Genomic DNA, 20,699 nt, shown 5'->3' on the forward strand with positions numbered 1-20,699 from the left:
CTAGGGGCGCTGTCGAGGGTCAAGCCGGGCAAACGCGCGCAAGATCTCTTCCTCGCCGGCCACGCCCCGGGTCAGTGTCGACCCACCCAGCTCACAGGCGTCCAGGTGAACACACACCCATGCCTCGGCCAGGGGCTCGCCGGCCAGCCGTTCGGCGTAGGTCAACGGGAACGTCCACAGTAGGATCTCAGATGTCACCGGCAGGTCCATACCGTCTAGCCGCTGGAACTCGTTCCGCAGCTCACGGTAGTAGATCGTGGCCGCCCGCTCTGCCTGTGCCTGCCCTGCCGCAGAGTCGACGCCGTAGCCGAGGATCGTTACCTCGGGCAACGGCGCTCCGTTGCACAGCCGCCACGCCGCGGACCGCGCGACCCGACGGGCGAGGCGGCGCAGGTCGGTGTCGTCGTTGCCGAGCAACCACGCTCCGGGGATGTGGTTGGTCGCGAGGTCACTCAGCGGAATAGGCTCGGGCTGAGCCGCACCTGGAGGGAGCACCTCCCGGAAGTTGCCTCCGCTGTACACCCATCTGGCACCGCTCTGTACGTCTACGCCCACGACGCCGTCCGCGGCGATCACTCTCGGTCGGTGCAGCCTGCGGTCCCAGCCCGCCAGCATCCGGGACACCGAGCTGATCCCGTCCTCCTCGGAGACGGCGTCCGCGCTGCAGCTTATCAGGATCAGCTCCTCCACCTGGGCCGATGCCGTGAGGAACAACTGGCTGGCGGTGATCGCCTTTGCGCTCGGGGCCCCCGACAGCCTTACGGTGTCTCCTAGGTGGTGCGGGCGATTGGTGGTCATCTGGAACGCAAACCCGTGGTTCACCTCGCCGTGCATGTTGGCAATAAACGTGCGGAGGGGGTCCGCCCGGCCGGGAGAGAGGTACGGGACAGCGCGGAACAGCGCGGTCGGGTCAGCCGGCTGCCCCCCGACAAAATCTACCGGGATGCTGAAGTGGATCCGATTGTTCAGCGGCCGGGAGCGGACGGCATGCCGATGCATCATCGCGCGGTCGAAGGGGTTGGACGGGAAGAACCGGCCTCGTACGCCCAGTCTGGCGTTCGCCAGCTCGTAACTCGCCAAGTGCTCGGGACCGGGCGTGATCGGGTCGATTCGCTCGAAGCCCGCGGCGGCCACTGAGAGGATGCCGTCCGGCTTGAAGGTCGTCCTGCCCTTCGACCCGTACCATGTTCGCGAGAATCCCGAGGAAAGGGCACCGGCGGCGATCTCCTTGAGCCCGACAACAGGACCCCCGATGGTCAGCACGAGGAACGACCTGTCAGCGACCATTGCGTCACGGAGTTCGGGAAGGTCGCACAGATACCGGCCGAAGTCGTAAGGGCTCAAGTGACGCTGTGTGCGGTCGGCCAGCTCTACGACGTATCCTGCGCCATCGGGGGCGAGCCGAGCGAAGATCATCCAGGGGCGGTTTTCCAGTCCCCACGGCACATCCTTCCACGACCCGTCAGCTGACAAGTAGGTGAGGAACGCGGGATCGGTTTCGCACCCCCAGCGCCGCACCCGATTCAGCGTCGACGTGTCACCGGGGTAGTGCGGGAACAGTCCGAAAGCCTCGCCATTTTCGTCGTAGATCGTCTCCGCGCGCAGATCCTCGGCCCGCGGGACCGACACGGTTGTCTCCTCGCCGTTGGCGGCGCGGAGACGCACCTCGTTGAAGAACTTTTCTTTCCGCAATTCACCCGCGAAATCGAAACCCACGCCGCCGTAGTTGACTCGCACCTCGGTCACATCCGTGTCGAGTAGCACCCGCCACTTGTTCTCGAGCGCCGTCCGGACGACGGGATTGCTCAGCACCAGGGCCGCTAACTCGGCACCTCCAAGGTCGGCGTGCAGACCGTTGGACAGCATGACCCTGGCGGCGCGCTCCCCACCGGTCAGCCGCACGACGAGCGTCTCCTCTGAAGTGGCGACGCTCTCGTCGGCGGGACGACCCGGGTCGAAGGTGATGACTTTGCCGCGCGCGTCGTATCGGACGTCCTTAAGTGTGAGCGCGGGGCCGGGAACGAACGGGCGATCGATCCCCCGGACGCCCCGATAGGGGTGACGGGTCGGGCCGGCGAGGTGGAAGGACTTAAACGGCCCGCTCAACTCAAACAGCTTCTCCAGGAAAGCCATGCTGGCCTGGTCGTCACCCGGCTGCCCGTTGGCCATCTCGCTGTACAGGGCCACCGTCGGCCGCACCACCCCCGCCATCAGGTATTCGAATAACCCGGAATCGGCGACGCTCTCCGCCATCTGCCAGGGCGTGAGCAGCGCGAAGCGGCCGTCACGCAGCGGCACGCGGAACAGGTTCCCTTCCAGCGATAGCACGATGTGCACGACTCTCGTGTCATCGGCCCAAGGCGCGGGGGTTTCGACGACCTCGACCGTGCCGTCATTCATCTTGATGCTCCGCGCGTGCATCCGTTCGGAGTAGTCGCTGTACAAGCTGAAGACATCAGTCCTCTCCGCAGCGTCGGACGGGCCGTGTGCCACGGTCAGCACGTTGTCGTTGCTGTACAAGTTGGCGGGCAGCAACCAGTTGATAGCGTCTGCGGTCGCCTGCTGCGCGGGCGCCTGCACCAGAGCGGGCAAGACCGCCCGGCCCGTCTGACCCACTTGACCGGGCACGACTGCCGGTGGGAAATGGTCCCGCTCCGGCAGAGCCGGCTGCGCGGCGGCCTCGTCCGCCTCATGATCCTCGTGGTCGACCGGACTGGCGGCTCGGGCCCGCCCCAGCGCCTCGCCGACCTCGGTCGCCCCGGTGCGAAACGGTGCCGCTCCCGGCCGCAGCTCGATCCACTCGGAATCCGACTCAATGCGGCCGTTGTCGGTGATCCGCACCTGTCCCCCGGTCGCCAGCACCGGGCTGTCGACCGCCTCGAGCACCAGCTTCACGAATGTGGCCGGTGCGTCCGTCCCCTGCTGACCTGCCTCGCCGTGCCGAGCCTCGGTGATCTCCTCGTCCCTCACTTCGACGACCGCGTCGAGGTCGAGTCCGCGAGTGCCTTCAGAAACCGCCAGCACTAGATGTGTGTCCCCGGCGGGATCCGCGAGGTCGCGGCTCGCGTTCACCATGACGCCGCGCTCGTCCAACATCGTCGCGAACGCGGTGAACGCGACAGGTTCTCCGTACCACATCTCGACTGTGTCCACACCGACGGTCAGCGTGGCGGCGACGATTTCCACGCCGTCGTACCGGGGCATTTTCCCGACCGTTGCGATCGCGTCGGACACACCCTCTCCGAGCGTCGGGTAATACCAGTTCCGCCCACCGGGGCCGCTGAGCATCTGTGTGCGCAGGTGCGTGTCGTTTCGCTGCGGCGACCACCAGCCGGTCCAGGCGAAAAGCCGGACGGCCTGCTCGTGCGCGGCCGGACTGAGGGGCAGTAGTTCAAGGAAGTCCAGCAACTCATTCAACGCGCCGTCCCGATCGGCGGGCGACGGCAGCGGCCCCAGCAGCCGGGGCTCAGCCATGAGCGCGTCAAGCCGTCGATGGATCGACGGATCCTTGGCTGCGAGCGCCATTGCGGCCGACAGCTCGGCGTGCACCTGCCACACCGCCGGGTCCAAGCTGCCCGCCCAGAACCGGAACTCCACCCGGTCATCGGCCTCGCCCTCGACGTGCAGGAAGTTGATGGCGTCGTTCCTGCTCTCGTTCAACTCTCGTACGTCGTCGACCGAATCGATCTCGGCTGGGTGGAGCGGCACGGGGTTCGGGCCGACCGCCCACAGGTTTCGGTGCGGCGCGCCCGCGCCGTAGTGGTTGCCCAGCCGGTAGAGCACCGTCTCGAACGCCTTGTTCAACCGCGCCAGCCAGCCGTAGTCGGAGAGTTCGAGCTGGTCAGTGAAACTGAAATTCACGTGCCCACCAGTGGTGGACGCGTCAGGCCGCTCGCCGTTGGCGGCGCGGTGCGCCCGGATCGCCTTGAGTACCCTCTTCAGTTCCGCCCACGTCGCGGGGTCGCCGGGCATGACCGGTGAAACCACCTCGACGCCCCACTTGTGCGCCTTTTCCACGACGATCATCCACTTGTCCGACGATGATCGCTCGTTCGGACCGGCGAACGCCTCGGCACGAGCGCGGCGCAACGCTTCCCCGACCTCGGTAGCCCCCGTCCGGAACGGCAGCGCCCCAGGACGCAGCTCGATCCATTCGGAGTCCGACTCGATGCGGTTGTCATCGGTGAGCCACACCTGTCCCCCGGTCACCAGCACTGGGCTATCGAGGTAGGTGAGCACCGACTTACCGAAGGGCAGCTGGAGGTCTTCCGCGCTGAGCTCGCCGTCCGCGTCGTCCTCATCGTCGTGCTCACTGTCCTCGTCGACGATGTCGACCTCGTCGAGGTCGAGTCCGCGCGTGCCACCGGACACCGCGAGCACCAGTCGGGGAGTCTCGTCCAGCTCGACGGTTTCGGCCGCGTCCGCCGTCACCTGGCGCTTCCTCAACGCCTTCGCGAAATGGGCGAACTGAACGGGATCACCGAGCCACATTTCGACGGTGTCCGCGTCGGGCGTCAGCGTGGCGACGACGATCTCCGCGCCGTCGTAGCGCGGCATCCTCCCGGCCGCTGCGACCGCGTCGCGCATGCTCTCTCCGCGCGTCGGATAGTACCAGCTCCGCCCGTCGGTGCCGCTGACCGCCGGAACGTCCTGGCCTTCCTCGCCCTCACTGCGATTGAGCTCGGTGAGGAGAAAATCGAAGTCGACGTAGCCCTTGGCCCCAAGCCGTCGACCCAGTGTTTTGACCACCTCGGGATACTCCTGGCCGAACATCTGGAACTCGATCTCGAAGCCGAACCAAGCATCCGGCTTGCTCGTGACGCCGCCAGGCACACCGTCCTCGAAGAAGGTCAGCGGATTGCCGCCGCCGGTGGACTCACGCAGCGCGATGTCGTGGATCTGCGCCATCTGCTCAAGCCGGACTTCCCGCAGTTGAGCGACCAGCTCGCGAACCGCCGCCAGCCGGCCTGGGGTCTCGGTCAGGTTCGCTCGCGCCTGGTCGAAAACCGCCGCCTGAATCCGCAGGTCGGGGCGGAACCCGTCCGGCAACGCTGCGAGGTGCCGGTGGATGAGCGCAAGCTCGTCGGCGAGCTGCCTCAGCGGGTCACCCTCCACACCCGACGTCCGAAGTCGCTTCGCCACCGGTTCCCCAGCGTCCGGGTCGTCCGCGTCGGCGCGTGCGCGCCTGCGATCGGGCTCAGGTTGGTCGGTCGGCGCCCCCAGAACCGACACGGTGACAGGCGCCGCCGGCATCGGCAGAACCTCCCCCTGCGGGTGGTCTCCCTCGAGGTGCTCGAACCCCGTCACGTACTCCGCGCGCACCCCGCCGGGGAACGTGATCTCCACCTTTCGGCGCACCTGTGCGTCGTCGGAGGAGACGAAGACGCTTCCGGAGGAGTGCGAAAAGGACTCTGCCACCTCTCCGTCCGGCGCGAGACGCCGCCGCCGCGCCGGACGCTGTGGTCCCGGGCCGTCGTCGTCACGGCGAGGGCGCCGCTGCGCCTGGCGACCACCATCACGCGCGGTAGAGATGGCCTGCGCGGGCGCCGACTTGGTCCTCGCCAGGGTCCGATCTGGGTTCGATCTCGCGTCGACGCCAGTCTCAGGCTGGAAGGCGGGGTTGGGATAGTAGGCGCCGAGACTGCCATCAGCGTTGATCGCATGCGCTCCCTTGATGAACCGCGGCTTGATACCGCCCGCGAACGCGACCTCTTTCTCATGCTGATAGGCCGCCGAGTACGCGAGCATGGTGTCGTTGACGACGATGCCGCCGGGAGCATCGATCACATAGCGGAACCGGCCTGCGTACACCCCACCGCTCAACGGATTGACATGCAGCTTCGGATCACTGGTCGACGACACGTACATGCTGGGCTCGTCCGCGACGATCCTGCTCATCAGGTCGTAATTGCCCAGGCCGCGCGGCCGGAAACCCTCAGCGAACAACTTCTCCGGGTGGCGGTCGTCGTACCGGTACAGCGGCTCGCGCGACGTCCGCCAGGCCGGGTCGTAGAGGTCGACCTCGCCCACGTCGACCGGGACCAGTGCCACCGCGTCCAGTTCACGCGGATCAACACCGAACCTGTTAAGTCTGCTGGTGGTCCGGCCCTCAATGTCCGCAACAGGGTCGGGACCGGTTCCAACCGTCGTGTCCGACTCACGCGGCTCGCCGTTCAGCACGGAATCGAACACCGACGAAACGCCGCTTGAAGACATGTCACTCAGACGCCGCTCCTGCGGACTCGCCTCCGTCGGGAAGGACGTCCCGGCGTACTGACCGGCCCCGTACTGGAGGGGCATTCGCACGAACCGGTCTTGCGTGTTGAGTCGCGGCTGCCCGGCGGTGGCATGCTTGTCGTCAGCGGGCACGGGCAAGGATGCCAAGCTCGCGTGGGCGCCCATCTTCGTCGCCCAGGCGGCGAACTGTTCGGGCGTCAGCATCGTCGGGTACGACTTCATCGCATCGTTCATCACGAACATAGGAAGTTCGTCTACAGTGGCCGCGTGCAGGTAGACCATGTGATCCGGGGTGGCGACCGCGACTCCGCCACGATGTGCGAGCCGTTGCCAGAAGCTCGCGCGCTGAACACGTGACGCCAGTCTCGGTGCCAGCGCGACACCGAAGTCCCATTTAGCGAAAATGTCGTTGTCTCCGAACGGGTTCCCGTCTGGATCGGATGCCAGCCTCTCTTGGAACTTGGCGACATAGGCCGGCCCGTCGACGCCGAGGAGCCTGCGGCTGCTGCGGTCCAGGGCGAGTGGCGACATCAGCACCGCACTCGCGCGCCAGTGGTCTTTGAGCACCTTGCGGGTGAGTACCGGTGCCGTATCGCTCTCAAGGCTGGCACCCGCGAGTTTCTGCATAGACCGGCCCCAGCGCTCGCTGAGGTCACGCCATTCCGTGCGCACTGACGGCGCGGTCTGGTCCGAGCCGACTAGTTCCATGGCGCGTCGTTCGATGGCGGCGAACTCGCTTCTCGCGTTCGCGACCCGTGTGCGGACCATGTCTTCCCGTGATCGACCGAAGAGCCGGTCGGCCTGGGCCCTGACGTCGGGCGGCGTACTGAGCAACTCGTCGTTGGTCATGTCCGCCACCGCACGGCCGAGGTCAAGCAGCGCTGCGATAGTCGGCACTCGGCTGCGAACACTCACATCGACAGCCGCGGCCACGCAGGTGTTCAGAAAGTACTGCTCCTCATGGCCGGTGGCCGCAAAGAGCGACTCGGTGAGCGCCGCCGGGTTCGCCAGCAGCGCGGTGAACAGCGGCCCGGCGAGCACAGCCGCCCTGCTCTCGGTGCCGAGGTTCACGAGCCCGAGCATGGCCAAGCGCACCGGCAACGCCGCGCCCGCCGGGATCACCAGACCGTACAAGGGCGAAGAGGACAGCGTAAATGGATCAACGCCAGCAGCGACGATGCTGCGCATCTCGTCGAGCAATTGGGTAAGCCGGGCCGGCGAGATCGGCTGGATCATCCGACGATCCACCTCGACGCCAAGGCCGGAACGCCTCGAGCGCCTGGACTCCTCACGCGTCGGCACCAGGCTCGCGGCCAGCAACGCCTCAGTGACGAACGCGCGCACTCGCTGCTTGACGGCCTGGTCATAGCACTCGGCAAGCACGTCGTTCAACGCCACGAACTGCGTGCGCGTAGCCGGTGGGATTGCCCGGTGTTCAAGCGCGCCACCAGAGGCCAGCGCGGCATACTGTGCCACCTTCGCCCGTACCACCGTCTCAGACAGCTCCAGCGCGGGCAGCCCGTGCGCGACCTGGTCGTAGCTCGCAAACGACCGATCCGCCACAGACGGTTGCGGCGCCTCGAACAGGCCAGCACCTGCCGGCTCGATCCGATGCATATCCGCTGTGGACGCTTTGGGATCGCGCAGGTCGACGCGCCCAGGCCATGCACTGGACGTGTTCGCATCAGCGGGAGAGGTGGGACTGTCCGGACCGGACACGACCGCGGAAACAGACCGCGAGCCGGGGTCGGCCGTCGTGATCGAACCATCATTCGGCAACCGGACATTGCCATCCGCCCGGAGCTCGGCCCGCCGAACCGAACCCCGCACACGGTCCCAAAAACCTTTGATTCGCGCCAGTTCACCGGCACCGCCGAGCCGATTCATCAACACCGGATCCGTCACCCCGGCCGCACCCTGGTCGGGAAAACCTGCACCCACCCGAACCGAACCGCGCACGAAGGGCACGACATCCACATCAGACGGTGCTACCGGCTCGGCGTCGATCACATCCGCCAACGGACCAGGAACATTTGCCGCCTGTTCGACAGCGGAGGGCTCGGCTGGCTGCTCGCCGGCGGCCAGCGGCCACGCCTCACCGACCTTGCCAGGCAGCGGCCCCTCAGCAGGCGATGGCGGAGTGTTCGCTGAGAACGCGAACCCTGCCCGCTTACCGTTGCTGCCGACGAGCGGCCAGCCATTCGGCTCCGGATTAGTGCGTGGTCCAGACGAGAACAGCACGCCGATCCGGGCGCCGAGCCTGCCGAACAACGGCCACACCGAACCGTTCGATGCCGAGGCGAGCATGGTCTCCGGGCCCACTGCCACCGGCGACGGCACGGAAAACGACACACCGACCTGCTCGCCACGGTCGTTCGCCAACGACACCGCAGCGACCTCACGGGTGTTCGGGGTCTCGGGCTCCCGCGAATCCCGCTGCCTGACTGAACTCTCCGTCTTCTCCGGGGTCGTCGGCAGCGTCTGCCGCGTGCCGTCGGTGTCCTGCGGCACGGCGGCGTGGTCGAAGGGGGCGGCTTCGGACTTCTTGACGTCGAAGTCGACCCTCCGGCCGGCCAGGGCCTCGCCGCCCTCCAGGCGGCCGCGTTCGGTCCACTCCGATGCGAAGTGCCGCTTTGAGCTGATGACGACGTCGTACCGCGGAATCGCGCCGTAGCGGCGCCACGCGAGGTTTCTGGACCTGGCGATGTGTTCCAGCTGGGTGGCGTTGGACATGCCCTCGGAGCTGGAGTGGCTGCGCCAACTTCCGAGTTCGGGGCCTCCGTACGTAGCGGCGGTGCTGCCAAACACCGCAAAGCCCATCCCGGCGTTGCCGCTTCTGTCGTGGGTGTCGGCGTTGCTCTCGGAGTGGGCCTCGCCGTGCTTGGTCCTGTGCTCCTTCTCCACCCACTCGTACTTGAAGCCCGGGTCGACCAGCCGCGGACGCAACTGGATCCGCCAGGACTCCGCCAAGGCCTTGTCCTGGATTCGGAATTCGGTGCTGTAGCCCTCCTCGGCGAGGAACTGCTTCTCGTTGCCGAGGTTCGGGACCACCATCGACGGCGAGAACAACGCGTCGAGCTTGGACCGATGCGGGGTGCCGGGGCCGAACCAACGGCGGATGAGGTCGGCATGGCCCGAGGATTTGGCCATGCGCTCCACCACCTTCTCGGCGAGCTGGTCGTCCTCGAGCGCCTTGGCGAGCTGGAACGACGACGCGCAGCGCGCTTCCTCGGTGATGTCGCTCTGCACTCCGCCGGTCTCGGAGCCCTGTCGTTCGTGCAAGAGGAATTCCGGCGCGGACAGGTCCACGGTGCCCCGCACCGTCTTCATGTCGCGCGGCAATTCGACTTGCCGCCGCTCCTCGTGCTTGTAGCTGGACGGGCCCGCTTTGCCCTCGGTGATGGTCGATAGCAGCAGCGGCGGTGCCTTGAACTTGTGGACCGTGAACTCCACCTCTACCGGCGCCCGCACTGCCGCCTGATCGTCGGTCCCCACGCGGTCCTGCCGGAAGCCGTCGACCCCGGTGGACTGGTCGCTGCCGCTCTCGGCGGACCTCCCCAGCGGCGCGCCCGGCAGCAGCGTGGTGCTGTCCGGCAGAGCCGTGAGCTCGCCCGGCGTCTCCACGCTCAGGCCGAAGCCCACGCCCCCGCTGACACCACGGGAACTGCTCTCGCCGAGTCCCCGCATGCCCTTGACCTCCGAGTAACCGGAAGTCTCCCCGTCGCCCTGGAAAACGCGCTCGGCGCCGCCCGGCGCCTGCTTGGCGCATGCGGTGAACGTGTAGTAGTTCGTACCGAACCACTGGGAGCGGAACAGGGTCCGCTCCCACTTGCCGTTGAGCAGCTGGCGAACGCCCGCCTCCTCGTCGAGCTGTCGCAGCGCCTGCGTCACATCGAATAGTGGTGCCGGCGTGCCCGAATCGGGATCCCACTTGGGGAACAACTCTGGGGCGGCGTGCGCGAACGCCCGGATCGCCCGCTCCGACAGCTTCTCCGGGCCCGGCGTCCTGCCCTGGTCCACGGTGAAGTTGGTGACCGCGACGCCCTTGTCGAGCCCCTGCCCCAGATCGCGCAGCAACGGCAGGTCATCGGGCAACGGCACGCCCGGCGGCGGTTCCCCGCCCGGGACGCCCGCCACGGATTCCGGCTTGACGTAGAGCAGCCCGCCCGGGATGACCACATCCACGGTCTCGGTGCTCGCACCGGTGGGGAAGGGGCTTATCGGGTCCCACTTGCGGTTGGGCTGGCCGAACAGCTCCTGCCACGCGTCCGCCCGGACCTTGAGCACCAGGTCCCCGGTGAACAGCTCCAACCGCGTCTTGCGGGCCGAACTCGTCTTCGTCGTGCCGGTCAGGGACTCCTCGTGGCCTCCGGAGGCGCGCACCCCGAAACCGGCCGTCGCGTCACCGACACCCCAGATGAACTGGGCCGATGCCTCGGCGGCGACGCCCTTGCTGTGCTCGTGCGAGACCGACAGCTCAGACCTGGTGACGTTCTCCCACTGCGCGGCGCCCGCCACCGGCCCGAGCGAACGCTCGTTGTGCACCTGCAGCTCAACGCCACCGCGCTGCATCCGGTCGAACAACAGCCCCTGACGGCCGCCCTCGTCGCGCACCTGCGTGCCGTGGAACATCCCCGCCAGCCGGGTCTGCCACCAATCCCGGTCGAGGTCCATCACGTACTGCGGGCCGTGGTCGCGCGCTTCCCGCTGCCGGGGCTTCGCGGGCTCGCTCTCCCGGCACGTGGCCTCCTGCCACATCGCATGGACCTTGTCACCGGCGCGATGGTAGAAGTCGACGACCGCCGCGCTCGCCGTGTCCCACGATTCGGCCAGCCGCAACCGCGCCCGCTCGTACTTACCGTCCTTCGCCGCCCGCGCCGCCGCGATCTGCGCGTCCCGGAACGCCTGGTTGGCCCTGTTGTAGAGGTCGTCGACCAACACGACCGCCGCGTCGCGCATGTCGGCCCGGGTGGCTTCCGTGAGCTCACCCACCTGGTCTGCAGCGGTGCGGCCCCGGTCGGCATCCAGCAGAAACCGTGCGACCCGGTAGTCCACCTCCGCCGGAACCGTGAACTGCGTCTGCTCGCTGCCTTCCAGCGTGCTCCACAGACCCCGGGCCCGCTGCCGCTGCCGGGTTTCGTGGACGCTCATACGGAGGTCGACCGCACGGGAGACCCGGTCGGCCTTGCCGGTGTACTTCACCCGCAGTTCCGATTCGGTGCTGCTGCCGTGTCCGCCGCCGACTCCCCGGTCTCCCTTGCCGCCCGCGCCGACGACCCCGCCCAGGTAGGCGGATGCACCGTAGGCGTCGGGTCGGACCGTCGTGCGGGCCCAGACGCTGAAGAACGTGCCCCAGCCGAACGAGCCCTTCACCTTGGTCTGCCAGCCCGCGCCCCGCGAACGGGTCGCGCTGAAGTTCGCATCCTCTGCCAGCCCGCGACGGCCGGTGACCTCGCCGAGATCGCCCGTGATGGAGAAGGTGAACTTCCGGTCGCCGGCGGTGACCTCGACGCGGTGCAGGCGGGCGCTCTCGCCGGTGATGCCGTCGAACTTGGCCAGCAGCTTGTGCGGGCCAAGCCCGCCCAGCTGCTTAGACACGCCCGTCCACTGCGCATCGCTCAGCTCGACCCCGTCAGCGGCCAAGCGTTTCTGCATGTGCTGCATGGCAGCCTCACGGAGCCGCCCGCCGTCGCGCAACGTGACCGGATCCTTGAACATGCCGTCGCCGTCGAGAACAGCGCGGACCCGCTCACGCTCCACCAGGTCGGCTAGGTCGGTGTCCCTCGACCCACCCTGAACCGGTGCCTCGACATGCGGGTTCAGCGCGTGGTTGAGCACGTCCTCGAACTCGGCCACGTCGTCCGCGCGGACCCACACGTACACGGAACCGGGACTGTCGTCGACCGTCGTCGGCGCAGGCGTACCCTTCCCACCCGGGCGCGCCGTGAACTGCCCGCCGAGGGACAGGTCGATGCGGTACCGTTGCATGCCGTCCCGCTCGATGGACTTGTCCTTGGACTTGCCGCCCGACCTGCCTGTGTAGGACTCCTGGCGCGTGGACGACACCGACATCTGCGCCAGCGGTCCGATCCGCAACGGGCTCTTGTGCCCATCCACCTCGACCTTGCCCAGCTGCGGAAGAATACGCAGCCGCAGCCCGCCCTCGCCGGTGGAGCGCACGCTCTTGGCCAGCTGGCTGTCCTTCGTGCGCCGCCAGATCTCGCCGCTGCCGACGTCCTTGCGAATCCCGCCGATCCGCTCGAAGCCCACCAGCTTCGGCTCGATCTGCACGGTGACCTCGGGATGCTTCGACCAGTCCCTGGATGGCCGCGACAGCGCCTCCGGATAGACCGCGCGGTGGGTGATGTCCACGCCATGCACCAGGCCCTCGGCGGTTTCCTCCACCAGCAACGCGGAATCGAGGCTCGCGGAAACGTTGTTGTTCAGCGTGGCATCCCGGCGCACCCAGTCCGGCAGCCCGGACAGGACGTTGCGGTGCAGACCGCCGATGTTGGCATAGGTATCGATGTGCGCGATCAACTGCTGCACTTCCAACGGCATCGCGACCGCATTCCGCGGCGCGGCATTCGCCGCCGACTCCCCAACGTCCCGGGAGGCGATCGCAACAAGGTCCGATGTGGATGGTGAATCCTCCAGCATCGAGTCCGGATACACCAGCCGAACCGTCGGGTCGAAGCGGTCGCCTCCCGGCGACTGTCCGTCGATCTCCCAGTGCAAGTTGAAGTTCACGTCGAAGATCCGGCGGAACGCCCCCAGCTTCGCCGTGCGCTCCCGCACCGTCCAGTGCTTCCCCGACGTCGTGCGCGAGCGATCCCCGCCCCAACTGACAAACGGCAGGATCCGCAGGTTCAACGTCGACACCGCATCGACCGCCGCGTCGAAGAAACCCACCACAGGCGTGGTCTTGAGCCGACGGGAAATGGTGCTGCCAGCAATCAGCTTCGGGGCCGTCTCCTGCTTGCTCCGCTGCACCGGCAGGGCCTGGAATGCCTCCGCGGTCAGGTTCACCGGCCGGATCACGTCCCGGTCCAGCCGCAGAAACACGGCCTTGGGTCCGTCGTCGGTCGTGACCCGGAACGTCCTGCCACCGGAAAGCGTCTGCAGCAGGCCGGCCTCACCGCGCAGGCTCGCATAGTCGGTCAGCTGCTGCCGCAGCTCGTCGCGCTGCCCGTCGTTCAGCGGCATCTTGTCGACGATATTGCTGATCAGGCTCTCGTCGACGCCGATGTCGGCGCCCGCCCACACACCTTCACTGGGCAACAGCCGGGACGCCTGCGAGATCACCCCGCCCCGCACCAACTCCGACGGAAGCAGAACGCGGTCGGACTCGACCAAGTCCTCGGCAACCGTCGCCGGGTCGCGCTGCACGTCGGCGGAGTTTGACTGCTCGGACTGTTCCGGCTCGCTGAGAATCTGGTCTTCCCGAGGCTGCTGGGCCCCGCCCCGGCGCGGCCCGGAGTCCGAAGAATCCGTTGTGGACTGACCGGTGCGGTTCGGCTGGACCTTTTCGGCCGAGTCCGACCGCACGGTGCCCGCGTCGGCCGGTTCACGGGGGGACAACCGGGTGGAATCCTGCTGCTTCCCATCGTCATTACGGCGTTCGGACCGCGGTGCTCCACCGGCCTCGAGGTTCGTCGACTCCGCTTCGGTGTCCAGGCGCGCGGAGCCGTCGGTGGTGTTGCGCAGCTGCCGGGCGGCATCCTCAGCTCCCGTCGAGTGCCTCGGCGATTCCTGCCGTTCCCGACCGGCCACGGGATCTCCGGCGCTGGAGCGCACCACCGGCTCGTTGTCCTCGCCGAGCCGGCTGTCCTCGGATGCCCGCCGCTGCGGCGGTGCTGCGTTGCCCGACCGGACTCCGGAGTTCTGCGCCGTGTCGCCTTGGGTGGGCTCGGCGGGCTCGAGCCAGATCTCCACCTCGGTCGAACCTTCGGAGCGCACGTAGTGCGGCGCGGGCGACCTCTCGGGGTCGAGGCCGAATGCGTCCCTGCCGAACCGCTGGTTGTCTCGCGTCGTCGGCTGGAGAAGTCTGATCACAACATCGAGTTCGCGGGCCGTGGCGGCGAAATCGCTGCCCGCCCGACGGGAACCGACGTCGCCGTGGACCCGATACCGCACCTTCGGCGACTCACCGGACTCGAGCGCCGCCAGCATCTCCCGCACGAACGGGTACAGCTTGAGGCGCTCTGCCAACGGGAGCCGGTCGGCGTCGGCAGGGAACACCACCCGCGCGGCGGGTTCGGCGCCCGACAGGCCCGGGTCCTGCCGCGCGTGCGCGAGTTCCTGCTCGTAGACCCGCTTCGCCTGCCACCAGGCCGACGCCGCGGCGTGCTCGGCCTCGGTGGCGTTGCGGAAGGCGAATTCCTCCTCCATCCGCGAGCCACCCAGGTCGGCGGAGTGGTCACCCAGCCCGTGCGGGTCGGCGGCGCGGCGCCGGCCGCGGGCGGCCGACCACTCCGCGTCCCGCTTGGCGAAGTCACGGGCCGCGTCGACCAGCGGCTCGGGCAACCGGTCGGACCGGTCCGACCGGCGGACCACGAACCCGCCTCCCGCCCCGAAGTCCACGTCCACCACGACGGTGTCCTTGAGAGTGACCCGGGAGGTCGGCTCGATAACGAACCGGAACCCGGCGCCGTGCGACCACGTGCTGGTGACGCCATCCGTGTTGGACTTCTTGCCCGCCTCCAGCAGTTCGGGCCCACCGGACTCGTTGCTGGCGTGGTGCTCGTGCTCGGCCTCCTGGGAGCCGAGCGGCTCCATCGGCAGCGCCCAGTCGCCCGCTGATCCGAAGGGCTGCCGGTTGGGGTATTGGGCGTGTTCCGGGTTCTGCGGGACACCACCGGCAATGTAGGGCAGCGCGGCCAGGGTGTTGCCGCTGCCCGAGGTGACCTCGGTCGCCTTACTGCCAGCCGTTGTCTTCGACCCGTCCATCCGAATTCGCGTGCTCACGCCCTCGAGTTCACCGTGGCCGGTGAGCTTGGAGTGCGCGGTCACCTTCAGCCCGAGGCCCGGCGGCAACTCCAGCGTCGCCCCCTCCGAGCCGGGCGCGTTCCGCAGCGCGGCCACCCGGCTCCGGGTGAGCTCGGCGCGCAACATCCGGCTGGTGTGCGAGTCGACTATGCCGCCCGCGTCCCTGATGCCCTGCTCCGCCTGGCGGACCAAGTCTTCGACGTCGCCCCTGAAATCGATCACCCGGAACTTGGCCGGGTCGTCCGGCAGCGTCTCCGTGGGCTCCGCGGCATGCCACTTCAGAAGCGCCTGCTCAGTCGCGTCCTCCGCGGAGCGCTCGGTAACGTGACCCTCACCGGTGCCGCCCCGGATGTCGACGGCCGTGGTGTCCTCGATCGGGGTGATCGTGGTGACCTCGCGGATGTCCGGCGCCGCCGCGATGCGCTCGCCGTGTCGCTCGATGCGCACGTCGAAGAGCATCTCGGCGCGGTGCTGGGCGAGCGCGCCCTTCACCGTCTCGGTGTGCACGTGCTCGGCCGTCCGCTCGCCCGTGGTCTCCCGGGTCTGCTTGAGCCACTCGAAGATGTGCCCCAACCCGAAGCCGAAGTTGCCGTAGGGCGCGCCGTGCTTGCCGGGCGTCGTCTCGGCGTGCGCGGCGGCGGAGTCGTTCTGGAACATGGCGGCCGGCGCGAGGAGGGTGAACGCCTCGGCCACCACTCTGGAGAACTTGCTGGCGGTGCTGGCGGTCCGCGTGGTCCTGGAGACCTTCGCCATCTCGGCGTGCTTGATGCCCTCCGGCTTCGGGCCGCCCAGTTTCTCCGCGCTGACCCGCAGTTCGTAGGTCTCGCCGGTCAACCGGTCCTGCAACCGCAGCGGGGTGCTGGTGCCGCCGCCCTCCAGGTCGCCCAGCGATGCCTGGAACTGCGACAGGTAGCGCTCCGCCTCGCGGTAGTTGTCGTGCGTGCTGTGCTCGGTCCCCAACGGCGAGGGTGGCAGCAGTCGGTTGGCCCGCTCCTCGCCGAGGCGCTGCACCAGTTGTTCCCGTAGCGGCGCGAGGCGGTTGGTGAGGTCGATCGGCTCGATGACGGCGTCGGCCCACTTCGGGGCGCCGATGTCGTGCCCCTCCGGCACCGGGCTGAGCGCATCGGCATCGTGCGCGAATTCCGCCTCGGGCACAGCAGGCGGTACTTCTCCGCCGGCCTCGCCCGCGCGCCGCGCGTCCTCTTCCGCTTGCCTACTCCGGATCTCGTCCAGCTGCTCGGGTGTGACCAAGACCTTCGCCGCGCGCGGCAGCTCGAAGCGCTCGGCGGCCCGGTTGACCTCCTCCGGCTTGAACACATTCCAGCGGTCCAGCTTGCCCCGGCTCCACGTCTCCCCCGCCACCGTGGCCTCCACCGAGGCGGAGATCAAATACATCTTGCGGGGCTCGGGGGCCAACGAGACGGTGTTGGAAACGGCGGTGCGGTGCCCCTTCTTGTGTCCCCAGCTGCTCACCCAGAGGCTCAACTCGTGCAGGAGCAGCCCCAACCCGTGGGTGACCGTGCCCGGGGTGTGAATCTCGTTGGCGCTGGTCGGCAGGTACGCCGGTTCGATGGCGTTGGCCCAGGTCCAGGTCGCGCCCTTCTCCGTACTGGTAGTGCTGCCGCCGGTGATCGACTGCTCCGGCTGCTGCCAGACGGTCTGGAGGATCTCCGGGTTGCGCAGCATGTAGGACACCGCGCCCTCGGCGTGCGCGTCGGCCCGCCTGCGATGCCAGAAGAGCCCACTGATCCGGGTCGGGCGGTTGAACGCACGAGGGTCGCCGCGCATGGAGTCCTGCGAGATCGCACGGTCGATCAGTCCGGAGTTTTTCCCGTCCTCGAACTTCCAGATCGGATCGCCGGATGCCCGCACCAGCACCCGCCTCATCGCCTCCCGCACGTGCTCCAGCCCATGGAACGACACGGCTTGCGCCCAGTCGAGCTCGCGGGACGCGCCGCGGCGGAGCTCATCGCTGCGGTTGATCGAGACGTCTGCCAGCTCGGTGTGGTTGATCAGCTGCACGTCCGGGCGCAGCTCTCCGTGCGAGGCGGGCAGTTCGAGGACCACGTCCACGGTGACCGTTCCCGGCTCACGCCCCTCGGCGGCGGCCGCGGAGTCCACGATGTCCAGCGGAGGCCGCTCCGGCGCGTGCTTGCCGGGCTTGCCGACGCTGATGCCGCGGACCAGCTCGTTATGCTGGTTCCAGTGGTGCCCGGACACGGTGAGCTTGATCGTCGCCCGGTACCGCCGCATCGGCTCGGGTCGGACCTTGCCATCGGCGTCCAGTTTCGATCCGCGGACGCCGCCGCCGGAGAGCTCGGTCTCCTGCCCCATCCCGGACGACTCGGACCGGTTGTAGGTGAACTTGCTGTAGGCGGTCAGCATGCCTGTGCCGTGCAGGGCCGCATACACGCGGGCGACGAAGCCGCCGCTGAGCGTCCAGTTCCGCCCCTTGGCGAACGTGCCGCCCTCCGACTCGGAGATCTTCTCAACCGTGATGGTGCCGTCGGTCGGCCCGAGGTCGACCAGGCCGCCCTCCAGGCTCGCCGTCACCTCGAACGAGGCATGGTAATCGTGGCCCCGCCCGGGTTCCGGTTCGAGGTCCAGCACCAGGGGCCGGTCGGTGAGCATGTCCGGCGCGCGGCGGGCCAGCTCCGCGGGAGAGATCCCGCCGCGGAGCTCGTCGCCCCGGCCCAGCTTCCGCTCGTCCTTAGCGGAAATGCCCTTGTCCAGGGACGGATCGTCGAACTCGGTGACGAACCTGGCGTCCCGCCACTTCCACCGCTTGTGGCCGGGCAGCTCCGCCGCCGAGTCTTCCATGATCTTCGCCAGCCGCCCGCTCGCCTCGCTGAGCTGCATCGCCGCGCGGGCCGCCGTGTCCTCCACCGCTCCTCGGGTGGGTGCCCCGTCCGCCGCCGCGGCAGCGTCGATGCCGTACCGCGAGGCCTCGGCCGCCTCCGCCAGGTGGTAGCCGTCCACCGCCCCGCGGAAAATGATCGGTGGATGCCCCGGCTTGCGGATCTCCAGGTCACCAACGGTGTGGAAGCGCGTCGCCCGGCCAGTGTGGGTTCGGGTCGTCTCTGTCCCGGTGCGACGCTCGTAGTCCTGTTCGTGGCTGGTCCCGTACCCACCACCCGCGGAAAGGGCGCCACCCGCCGCGACCATGCCGACGTCGAAGCCGGGCCCGCCGGCGAGCGAACCATCTCCACTGATGCTCGTCGAGTTGGAGTCGCTTGCGGTGGCCGTGTCCGAAGTGGTCTTCTCGAACGTCGCGCCGTCGATGGTCTGGTCGTAGGCGACCTGTCGGACGACGACGCGCATCTGGAGCCGCTGGCCCCTGCTGCGCACGATCCGCTTGATCGGGTTGCCACCCGGCAGCAACGCGTCCGAGGACACCCAGCCCAGGCCCGCTGCGGCCTGGCCCGGGGTCACCGCCATCTCCGGCAGATGCTGCTCGATGTTGCCGGGGCTGACGAACTTCCGGATCGCGGCGAGAGCGTCCTCACTCAGCTTGCCGACGTAGGTGGCGACCTGGTCGAACATGGTGTTCCGCCGGATGCCGCCCGGCCTCTTGCTCCAGGGCAGCGCGCGGCGGCTGGGTACGGGCAGCGGCTTGTTCTTGTACCGGCCCTGCACGTCGGTGCGGACTTCGGCGTGCTCCGGTGCCCAGTGGGGCAGCTGCGCGGGCACCGGCACCCGGCGTCCCGCCCCTGCCATGCCGACGGGCACACCGAGTTCGACCGTGACCGGAGTCTGGTCGCCCAAGGCCCGGCCGACCCGTACCTCCGGCAGAGTCGGATTCCCCTCGCTGTCAAGCCGCGAGATGTAGAACGTGGCCGGCGCACGCACCGCGCGCATCCCCCGGTAGCCGGCCTCGCTGTCGGTGCTGTCCGGAAGCGCGACCCGGTTCTGCTCGTTGTGCGCGTGCTTCCGGGAGCTGCTGCGAGACGCCGCGGCGGCGGTCGGCGCGTTGACTCCGCCCATCAGGAACAGGCCCGGAACTGCCGGGACGAAGAAGAACCACCTCGACATCGGGGTACGGCCGCTGGACGTGGCGGCACTGTCACCGCTCGCGTGCGCGGTCGCCCCGGAGGGTGCCGAGATGTCCGCTTCGATGGAAGTGACCTCCGCCCAGTCCAGCTCGGCCCTGACCAGTAGGCGTTTCCCACCCACATTCAGCTCCCGGCCGCCGCCGAGGAACGACTCGAACTCGTTCGCCACAGCGTGCCGCAGGTCGTGAATGTCGTCGGCGGACGGTGTCTTGGTCAGCAGGCTCTGGGCAGCGGAAACGATCCGGTCGGCGCCCTGAGTGGCGGTGAGCTGCCTCGCGGCACCGAGCCCGCGGTTGCCGAGCAGGTAGCGCGGCAGGGCCCGCCACCGGCGCCGGGCGAGAGCCTCGTTCCCGGTCAGCTCGGTGGTTTCGGGTTGCTCGGTCACCTCCGTGCCAGCGCTGTTCTCCGGGGACTCACTGTCGCGGTCCCCGTCCCTCTCGGCTCCGCCGTCGTCCTGCACAGCCGCGGCGGCCTCGCTCAGCTCGGCGGTCGCGGCGCCGTCGCGCCGCGCGGACTCCTCTGCCCGGACCAGGGTGTCCACTTGAGACAACTCCGTGCCCTCGCGGGCAGCGCTGTCGACTCTCGCGGTTGGCTCTGCTTCCGTGCTCCGCTCCGCCTGCGCGATTTCGCGGAGGTTCTCGGTGTCCGTGTCGGCTGCCGAGGTTGCCGAGTTGTCGCGCGACTCCAGCTGCTTTACGGCGCCGGACCGGCCGGCGTGGTCGAAGTACGGTCCCAGGCGGTTCTCGGCGTCCCACAGCGCCATTTCGAATTCCCGAAGGGCCACTTCGAAGGCCGGCATGTGCGACGCGACCTGAGCGGCGTCGTGAATGTCCCGCAGCGCCCGAAGAACGTTCCCCATCTCGCCGAGCCGGGGACGGAGGCCTTCCGTTCCTTCGGGCAACGCCCCTTTCTCGATCTGGTCGATCTCCTTCATCGAGGACATGGTGGAGTTGGAGAACAACCGCCAGGCCCTGTCCGTCAGGCTCTCGTCCAGCCTGGTGACATTGCCGTGAACGTTGGAAAGGTCCTGCCACACGTTGTTGAGCCGGTCAGTGATTTGGACAGCGTGCGCCGCCGGCGAGTTGGTCGACCGTACGGGCGCCAGGGAACCGTTGCGCTGCGCGGCCCTCCTGTACTCCTCGGCTACGGCGTGGAACGCCCTCCCGTTCAACGGCAGGTCGGTCGGGCGGTAAGGAGCGCCGCGGACCTCGAACAGGATCAACCTGTTCACCTCGTCCACACCCATCGCGCCCATGCCGTAGTCGACGTCCAGGTTGCCGCTGTGCAGCGGGTAACCCGAGGGAGGCGACAGCAGGTCCTTCTTGAACGCTCCCTCGTTCCGGCCTTTCACGATCGAACCCAGCCAGTCGACAATCCGCGGCCCGGCCGATTTCGTATTCTCCTCCTCGGTGTCGTACGGCT

At 68.4% G+C, this 20,699-nt stretch carries 1 protein-coding gene (cut by a window edge); it reads right to left on the reverse strand.

Annotation, left to right across the window (positions count from 1 at the left end; all coding sequences use genetic code 11):
* Window positions 1-20,699, reverse strand: partial view of a protein-glutamine glutaminase family protein gene (locus tag AB0I53_RS22235; protein WP_358605977.1) — the 3' portion only. Its footprint extends 10,234 nt past the window's final position; only the last 20,699 of its 30,933 coding nucleotides appear in the window; its start codon lies beyond the right edge, outside the window; its stop codon occupies window positions 1-3.

This window comes from Saccharopolyspora sp. NPDC050389 (assembly GCF_040655595.1).
Lineage (GTDB): Bacteria > Actinomycetota > Actinomycetes > Mycobacteriales > Pseudonocardiaceae > Saccharopolyspora.